This is a genomic window from Flavobacterium sp. (assembly GCF_035456085.1).
Taxonomy (GTDB): domain Bacteria; phylum Bacteroidota; class Bacteroidia; order Flavobacteriales; family Flavobacteriaceae; genus Flavobacterium.
The window spans coordinates 1-2,368 of sequence record NZ_DATIDY010000219.1 but is presented as its reverse complement, the minus strand read 5'-3'; the positions used below and the strand labels follow the sequence as shown (position 1 = coordinate 2,368).

Here is a 2,368-nt window from a genome sequence, read left to right as displayed (position 1 = left end):
TAAATTGGCATCACATAACAGCCACTACAACGGATTTGGGCATTGGGCTTAATGGAAAGATGGTTTTGTACTTGGGATGATTTGGCTAATCCGAAAATAGGGCTTAATTTAGTCCCAAACCCGCTGTAGTGCCAAAACGTTGGCAGACATTATACATCAGAAAACTATAAATCAGTAATTTAACATAATTATAATTGAAATGGGATTTAATATATCAGGAATTGTTATAAATAAAAATTTTAAAAATAATCTTGAAGACCTTACTGAAAAATTTAAATGGAATTTAGATTATTTAGAGGAAATTGATTTTGAGATAGCTTCAAAAAATTGGAAAGAAGAAGGCATTTGCGATATTTACTTTAATGAGAAAGCAACATTTATATTTCTAAATATGGACGACTGCATAACTCCATATAAATTCCAGAACTGTAATATTTTAACATTTACATTATCTGAAACATCAATGGCTTTTAATTTGAATTATACTGAAAATGAAAAAGAGGTTCGTTCAATAATGCAATTTAATGACAAAAAGTTAACAGATGAAGGTGAGAAATTTGATTTTGAAGATGATGACACTTCCGAAATTATATGGAACCAAATTGAAGTTGTCTTAGGTGAATCATTTTGGAATATTCAACCCGATGAAAAATGCTATCGGTATAAATATTCGATAAATACCAAACTAATAGCTGAAAAAAAAATCACAAACCATAATATCTCACAAAATATAATAAAAGGAAAAACAGAATATTGTCATATATTACATCCCTCAAAAAACATTATATTTACCGAAAGCGGAAAAATAGAAGACTACAAACCTAATAATACTAGTTCTTTAACAAGTACAATAAATGAATATATAAATTTAATTATTCCAACAATACTGATACTGTTTTCAATTTATAATTTCAGTCAAAAAAATTATATCATAACTACTGTTTTAGCAATTACAAGTTTATATTTCTTGTACGGCTTTTTTTTACTTCGAAATATTGGAAATGACAATTTAATAAAGAAGGATAAAATCAAAAAAGTGGGATATCTGGATAAAAAAAAATATGATTATTCATTAATTGAAATTCTACATGTAAATCAATATGGTAAAATTAAAAAAAGACCTTTTAATTTAGATGGTAAAATAAATGATGGGAGTAATATTGCTGAAGATGCTTTAGAAATAATGAAGGTAAATGGACTTATAAAATAACGTCTGCCAACACACGCTACAAGCAAGCTGGGCAATTGGCAAAATTTGAAGATGGTTTTGTATCTGAAAAAATAGTTTTTAACCGAAAGTTTAGGCTTTCTTAATCCCAGCCTGCGTGTAGCGCGAGAACGTTAGCGGTCATTGTACCGAACAGCAGAACCCACGAGAAAAAGGCGACAAAAACGAACTTATTGACCAAATAAATAATGATAATTAACATAGACGAAAATATCAAAATTGAATTAATTAACGAAAATCACTCACAACCAATTTTCGACATAGTTGACAAAAATAGGATACATTTAAGACAATGGTTACCGTTTGTTGACAGAATGCAAACTGTTGAATTTGCTGAAAACTTTGTAAAAGGAACAATGCAGCGAAATAAAGATGGAAATGAATTTGCTTTTGTAATTATTGAAAATGACAAAGTAATTGGAAGAATTGGGGTTTATAAAATTGACGGTCAAAACAAAATCGGAGAAATTGGATATTGGTTGGCAGAAAACTTACAAGGAAAAGGTATTATAACTAAATCTTGTAAAGCGCTTATTGACTTTTGCTTTTCTGACTTACAGTTAAACAGAATTGAAATAAAATGCGGAACTGAAAACTTTAAAAGCAAGACAATTCCAGAAAAATTGAACTTTACAAGAGAAGGTGTTATTAGAGAAGGTGAATTACTTTATGACAAATTTATTGACTTGAATTTATACTCACTTTTAAAAATAGACATTAAATAAAACACGAAGAAAAACAACGAACCGCTAACACGGGCTTTGCGTCAGGCGGGCTGACGTGCAAATTTGGAGCTTTGTGCTTCTATTCAAGTGCAGTGCTTATTGACAGTTTTGTGCTCCGAAACCCGCCCGAACGCAAAGCCCGAAACCGTTAGCAGTGATCTTACCGCAATAATCTTTAAAAAACATAAATGGATTTCTTAATACTTTTTTCATTATTACTAATAATTCTACCTACAATTTTCCAATTAATTTATGGAAGAAAAGCTATTTCTGAAAGTATAAATTTAAGTTTCGGGACTGTTTGCTTAATAAGTTTTGTAGCGCAATTTATTTTAACTTTTTTAGGCTTTTTCATCACATCTATCAGCTTAAGCAATAGGGGTTTTAAATGCGGAACGCCTGCAGTTGGTATTTT

3 protein-coding genes are annotated in these 2,368 nt (G+C 30.0%); all 3 read left to right on the top strand.

What is annotated here, in order from left to right; genetic code table 11:
* Positions 1–199: 199 nt before the first annotated feature.
* Positions 200–1,210: a hypothetical protein gene (locus VLC96_RS16725; protein WP_325264753.1), complete on the top strand. Its 1,011-nt coding sequence runs from the start codon at positions 200–202 to the stop codon at positions 1,208–1,210.
* 206 nt (positions 1,211–1,416) lie between these two features.
* Positions 1,417–1,953 carry a GNAT family N-acetyltransferase gene (locus VLC96_RS16720; protein WP_325264751.1) on the top strand — a complete coding sequence of 179 codons (537 nt, stop codon included), beginning with the start codon at positions 1,417–1,419 and terminating at the stop codon, positions 1,951–1,953.
* Between the two features lie 188 nt (positions 1,954–2,141).
* A partial coding sequence (locus tag VLC96_RS16715) for a hypothetical protein (RefSeq protein ID WP_325264749.1) occupies positions 2,142–2,368 on the top strand: 227 nt, incomplete at its 3' end.

Excerpts from the sequence above, each read along its gene's own strand:
- VLC96_RS16720 (WP_325264751.1), top strand. The coding sequence starts at position 1,417 with ATGATAATTAACATAGACGAAAATATCAAAATTGAATTAATTAACGAA.
- VLC96_RS16725 (WP_325264753.1), top strand. The coding sequence starts at position 200 with ATGGGATTTAATATATCAGGAATTGTTATAAATAAAAATTTTAAAAAT.